Consider the following 5767-nt stretch of genomic DNA (forward strand, 5'->3'; position numbering starts at 1 on the left):
GTCGAGATCGTTGGGCAGGATCAGCCCGATGCCGGCGCGCCGCACCGGATCCTCGGCGCAGAAATCCTTGAGCCAGCGGTTGTGCGCCCGGATGCCGGCCAGCCGGTGGCGGTAGTCCTCCGGCCTCGGGGGCTGGGCGAACAACACGAAGCTCGGGAAGAACGGCGGCACCGTGTTGGGGAAGATGACCTCGCCGACGATCCCGTCCTCGAGCTGCTGGCCGTTGCGCATCTCGTTGTCCCAGTTCCGCAGCCGGCGGTTGTCCCCCAGGTCCTTGAACGGGTTCTTGTACCTGCCCCGCCAGGCGTCGAACTCCTCGAGATAGGCCGGGTCCAGGTACTCCCGGTACGCGGCATGGCTGCCACCGGCGTGGCTGTCGGCGGTGACGATGGTGTAGTGGCCGTTGGCCCGGTCGATGGTGGCGTTACCCGTCTTCATGGGCGCCCAGTATATTCCGGTAGTAGAACGTGTTCCACTTCGGCCACCCGGGACCCGCCCGGGCACCCGCCGGGGGGAGTCAGGGGAGGGCCCGATGGACTACGAGTACGTGATCGTCGACGACCCGGCGCCGGGGGTGCGAAGGATCACCATGAACCGGCCCGACAAGCGCAACGCCCTGTTCCACCCGCTGCGGAGGGACATCTTCGCCGCCCTGAGGGCCGCCGATCAGGATGAATCGGTCCGGGTCACGATCGTGCGGGGCGCAGGCAAGTCGTGGTCGGCCGGCTACGACCTGGGCGGGGGCAACGAGGGCCAGGAGATGCCGTACTACACCCCGGGGGGCGACGGGCAGTGGCCCCGCCACGTCACCGAGGGGTGGATGAGCATCTGGGACCTGGCCAAGCCGGTGATCGCCCAGGTCCACGGCTACTGCCTGGCGGGCGGGTCGGAGATGGCCACCGGGTGCGACCTCGTCTACGTGGCCGAGGACGCCCAGATCGGCTACCCGGCGGTGCGCTTCGGCGTGCCGGACATGCACTTCCACCCCTGGACCATGGGCATGCGCAAGGCCATGGAGGCCATGCTCACCGGGGACTCGATGTCGGGCCTCGAGGCCGTCCGGCTGGGATGGGCCAACGACGCCTTCCCGATCGACCAGCTCGACCAGAAGGTGCTCGAGGTGGCCGAGCGGATCGCCAAGCTGCCGCCCGACGTGGTGCAGATCAACAAGCGGGTGGTGCACCGCCAGATGGAGGTCATGGGGATGCGCACCGGCATCCGCATCGGCACCGAGCTGTGCGCCCTCGGCACCCACCAGCGCAGCCTGCGGGAGTTCGTGGCCAACACCATGAAGCAGGGCCTGACCCAGACCCTGTCCGAGCGCGACGCCCCGTTCGGGGACTACCGGACCGGCGAGAAGCAGCCCGCCGGCCGGGACTAGACCCCGAGGGGCCGGGTCCCGATGACCTCGCGCCGCTCGAGGTCGGCCACCTCCTCCTCCGTGTACCCGAGCACCTCGGTCAGCACCTCGTGGTTGTGCTGGCCGAGGGTCGGGGCGGGGGAGTGGACCCAGCTCCCGATGCCGGTGTAGCGGAACGGCATGCCGAACACCGGGTGGCGTCCCACCACCGGGTGGTCGAAGTGCTCGAAGAACCGCCGGGCCCCGAACTCGGGGTGCTCGGACACGGCGCGGAAGTCGTAGACGACCGCGGCGGGCACGCCGTGGCCGAGGAGCAGCTCGGCGGCCTTCCCGGCCTCCTGACCGGCCGCCCACTCCGCCAGGGCCCTCTCCAGGGTGTCCTGGGCGCCGGCCCGGCCCGCCGATGTCGCCAGGTCGGCGCCGGCCGCCCACTCCGGCTGGCCCAGGGCCCGGCGCAGCCCGTCCCAGTGGGCGTCGGTGGCGACCGAGACTGCGAGCCACCGCTCGGTCCCGTCAGGCCCGGGCCCGCAGGCGAACACCCCCTGGGGCACCGCCCCTGGTGAGCGGTTCCCGTCCCGGCGGGGGGCGGCGCCGTACGCCGACGCCTCGACCACCTGCTCGGCGGCCACGTTCATCCCGCTCTCGAGCAGGGCCGCCTCGACGAACTGCCCCCGCCCCGAGGTCTCCCGCGCCATCAGCGCCGCCTGGGTGGCGAAGGCGCCGTGCATGGCCCCGATGGGGTCGCACGGCCCCCGGGGCAGCCGGGGCGGTCCGTCGGGGATGCCGGTCACCCACGCCATCCCGCACATCGCCTCCATGTTCTGGGCAAAGCCGACCCGGTCCCGCCACGGTCCGTCCAGCCCGAACGCCGGCATCCGCACGACCACGGCGTCGGGGTTCACGTCGTGCACGCCCTTCTCGTCGAGCCCGAACCGGTCCATAACCCGCGGGGTGTAGTTCTCGATCACCACGTCGGCCCACCGGATCAGGCGGTGCACCGCCTCGAGCCCGGCCGGGTCGTCCAGGTTCAGGGTGACGCCCCGCTTGTTGACGTTGATCGACAGGAAGAACGAGCTGTACTCCCACCACTGCTCCTTGCCGGTGAACAGGAGGGCCGCCGCCGGGCGCATCCCGTCCATCCGTTGCACCGCTTCGACGTGGATCACGTCGGCCCCGAGGGCGGCGAACAGCTGGGTGGCCCCCGGCCCCGCCCACCAGCAGGTGAGGTCGAGCACCTTGAGGTCCGCCATCGGCAGGTCGGGGCCCGCCGGAGGTCCGGCCTGCCCGGCGGACGCTCCCTGCGCCGGGCGCCGGCCGCCCGGAACCGAACCACTGTCGGCTCCGACGGCCGGGGCGGGGCCGGGCTCGGGCAGCACGGCGCCGTTGAGCCGGTAGGGCGGCCGGGGGCAGACGAAGTCCCCGTCGGCGCCCGTGGTGAAGGCGCGCCGCTCGGTCAGATGCGGGTTGGATGGCAGGTTGGCGCCGTGGCCGACCGGCACGCACGGGATACGGAACAGCGCCGCCTCCTCGACGATCTCGTCGGTGGTGCGGGCCATGCACCACTCCCGGCTGGAACGCTCCAGGTCGGGCCGGCGGGCCGGGTCGCTTCGCACCGTCCGGTCCCCCGTGAGGTCGGCCCGGCCGATCAGCACGAGGAAGTCCTGGAACATCTGGGCCGAGTTGGTGTTGAAGCCGACCCAGCCGTCGGCGGTCTGCTCGATGGCGGGGAACTCGCCGCCGCTGGCGGCGAGGGATCCGACGGCGGGTCGTCCCGCCAGCGACATCATCAGGTCGACGAAGAGGTTGGTGCACACGCACATGGCCTCGGCCATCGACACGTCGATGTGGGCGCCGGCGCCGGTCCGGCGGGCATGGCGGACGGCGGCCAGGGCCGCCGGGGCGCCGAAGACCCCCCCGGCCCACTCGGCGATGCGCCCGCCGGCCTGCAGCGGCGGCGCCTCGGGGTAGAAGCGGGCGCCGATCGAGCCGCACTCCGCCTGCACGGTCATCTCGGTGGCGGGGCGGTCCTGCCACGGCCCCCGTCCGAACGGGGAGATCGACAGCACGACCAGTCCGGGCTGGCCCAGGAGGCCGGCCCCCTCGACCGTGCCGGCGGGCAGGCCCTCGATGACCAGGTCGGCGCCGGCGACGAGCTGGTCGACGGCGGGGTCCCCGAGGGCGCCGGCCAGTGAGCGCTTGGACGCGGCCAGGAAGCGGAACAGGGCGCCGTCCCGGCCGTCGGGACCGGTGGCGGGCACGTCGGCCGCGACCCAGCGCCGGAGCGGGTCCCCCTCGGGCGGCTCCACCAGCCACACGTCGGCTCCCGCGTCGGCAAACAGCTTTCCTGCGTACGCCGGCCCGTACCCGACGATCCCGGTCGGGGGCGCCAGCCCCCCGGACAGCTCGACCACCCGGAGGCCGGCCAGGGGACCGGGGACGGGGCTCATCCGACGGTCGCTACCGGCGGGCCGGGTCGTCGAGCTTGAAGACCCGGAGGGCGTTCTCGCGCAGGAACCGGGGCCACACCTCGTCGCGGAAGGGGACGTTCGGCATGTCCCGGAACTGGCGCTCCAGGGTCAGCCCGGCGGGGAAGTACCCGCAGTACATCACCTTGTCCTTCCCGCGCGTGTTGGCGAAGTCGATGATGTCCTTCGGGTAGTGCTTGGGGGCAAAGGCGCTCGTCATGTAGTGCAGGCCCGGCCACTTGAGCATGAGCTTGGCGGCCAGCGCCGTCCACGGCTCCCCGCCGTGCATCATGACGATGGTGAGGTCGGGGAAGTCGTAGCAGACCTCGTCGAAATGCTCGACGTGCTGGGCGGCAAAGGGCATCCGCGGCCCGACCACGCCGCCGTTGATGCAGATGGGGATGTCGAGCTCCACGCACTTGGAGTAGATCGGGTACATCTTCTTGTCGTCGACCGCGACCTGGGGCACCTGCCCACACGGGAAGCAGGAGACCGAGACGATGTCGTGCTCGGCCTTGGCCCGCTCCATGTCCCGGAGCATCTCCACGCCGCGATGGGGATTCACCGACATGCTGAGGAAGAATCGGCCGGGGTGCTCCTGCTTGGCGCGGATCCCGTTGGGGGACAGCCCGGTCTTGGCGAACTCGATGTGGAACTCGTCCATCTTCTCCACGACCCACGCCACCGGATCGACGTCGGGGTCCACCACGTCCGGCACGTCCTTGAACATGTACTGGGCGGGGAACTCGAACTCCTTGGCGCTCTGGGCGTCCTTGAGGAGGGGGCGGAAGAAGTCGTAGGCGGCCCTCTTGTCCTCGTGGCTCCGGTACGGGAATCCGATCCCGAGATCCACGATCCCGATGTCGGTGGGCATGGGCACGGGCGTTCCTCCAGTCCTCGATCGGGACCGTAGCGCGATCAGACGAACAGCTCGGGCAGGGCCTGCTTCTGGATCTTCTCGGTGCCGGTGCGGGGCAGCTCGGGCACGAACACCACCCGGGTCGGCACCTTGTAGTCGGCCAGGCGCTGGCGCGCCCAGGCGATGATCTCGTCCTCGGACGCCCCGGCGCCGCCCCCCTCGCGGCGCACCACGACCGCGGCCGGAACCTGACCCTTGCGCTCGTCCGTGAGGCCCACCACGGCGCACTCCGAGACACCGGGGTGCTGCTCGATGACCGCCTCCACCTCGGGTGGGAACACCGAGTAGCCGCCGTGCTTGACCACGTCCTTCTTGCGACCGGCGAACTCGATGAGGCCCAGCCGGTGCGAGCGCGCCAGATCTCCCGTGCGCACCCAGCCGTCGGGCGTGACCGTCTCGTCGGTGGCGGCGGCCTGACCGTGGTAGCCGCGCATCACGCCGGGGCCCTTCACCATCAGCTCGCCCACCGCCCCGCGCCGCACCGGCTGGCCCCCGTCATCGACGACCTTCAGCGAGTAGCGCGGCATGGGCGCGCCCAACAGGCCCTTCACCGGCAGGGACGGCCCCGGCGGCAGCAGCTTGAGCGCCACCCCGCCTCCGACCTCGACCATGCCGTAACCGTCGAGGAACGCCGCCCGGCCCAGGCGCCGGCCGCCGGGAAGGCGGACGAGCGAGCCGAGCTTCTGGAAGCTCTGGGCCAGCTCGAACGGCATGGCGTCGGCGCCGGAGGCCCAGACCCGCACCGAGCCCAGGTCCCGCTCCGGGGCCCCCGCCTCCCACATCATCCGGTACATGGCGGGAACGCCGATGAACATGAACGGCCGGCGGGACTCGATGGCGTCGAGGGCGGTGTCGGGCCGGAACCGGCGCAGCAGGTAGATCGGCAGGCCGCCGCCCCCAGTGCTCACCAGCATGGAGAACCCGGCGATGTGGGCCACCGGCAGACCGCTGACCACCTCGCCACGGGGGACGATGCCCGGCACCAGGGCGGCGGCGCTGGCGGGAGCGGTCAGGGCCCGGTGG

5 protein-coding genes are annotated in these 5767 nt (G+C 72.0%); 1 reads left to right on the plus strand and 4 read right to left on the minus strand.

The genetic code is table 11. The features are described from left to right. Positions 1–438, minus strand: a 438-nt coding sequence (locus tag VFW24_04845) for an amidohydrolase (protein HEX5266078.1), incomplete at its 3' end; no start/stop codon positions are given. A 94-nt stretch (positions 439–532) separates the two neighbouring features. On the opposite strand from VFW24_04845, the gene VFW24_04850 reads away from it, so the two are divergent. Further along, the gene (locus VFW24_04850) at positions 533–1381 is read left to right on the plus strand and encodes an enoyl-CoA hydratase-related protein (protein HEX5266079.1); all 849 of its coding nucleotides are present in this window, start codon (positions 533–535) and stop codon (positions 1379–1381) included. Here VFW24_04850 and VFW24_04855 read toward each other — a convergent pair. The 3 genes from VFW24_04855 to VFW24_04865 all read right to left on the minus strand — a co-directional run. Continuing rightward, positions 1378–3807 carry a CoA transferase gene (locus VFW24_04855; GenBank protein HEX5266080.1) on the minus strand — a complete coding sequence of 810 codons (2430 nt, stop codon included), beginning with the start codon at positions 3805–3807 and terminating at the stop codon, positions 1378–1380. The two genes, VFW24_04850 and VFW24_04855, sit on opposite strands and share 4 nt — an antisense overlap. Positions 3808–3817: 10 nt before the next feature. Further along, positions 3818–4699, minus strand: coding sequence for an amidohydrolase family protein (locus VFW24_04860; GenBank protein ID HEX5266081.1), 882 nt, complete (start codon positions 4697–4699; stop codon positions 3818–3820). A 44-nt stretch (positions 4700–4743) separates the two neighbouring features. After that, on the minus strand, positions 4744–5767 hold a 1024-nt coding region (locus tag VFW24_04865; GenBank protein HEX5266082.1), incomplete at its 5' end, for a class I adenylate-forming enzyme family protein.

The sequence above is a fragment of the Acidimicrobiales bacterium genome, from assembly GCA_036273495.1.
Taxonomy (GTDB): domain Bacteria; phylum Actinomycetota; class Acidimicrobiia; order Acidimicrobiales; family JAJPHE01; genus DASSEU01.

Coding starts and splice junctions, on each gene's coding strand:
- VFW24_04855 (HEX5266080.1), bottom strand. CDS start 3,807: ATGAGCCCCGTCCCCGGTCCCCTGGCCGGCCTCCGGGTGGTCGAGCTG.
- VFW24_04860 (HEX5266081.1), bottom strand. CDS start 4,699: ATGCCCACCGACATCGGGATCGTGGATCTCGGGATCGGATTCCCGTAC.
- VFW24_04850 (HEX5266079.1), top strand. CDS start 533: ATGGACTACGAGTACGTGATCGTCGACGACCCGGCGCCGGGGGTGCGA.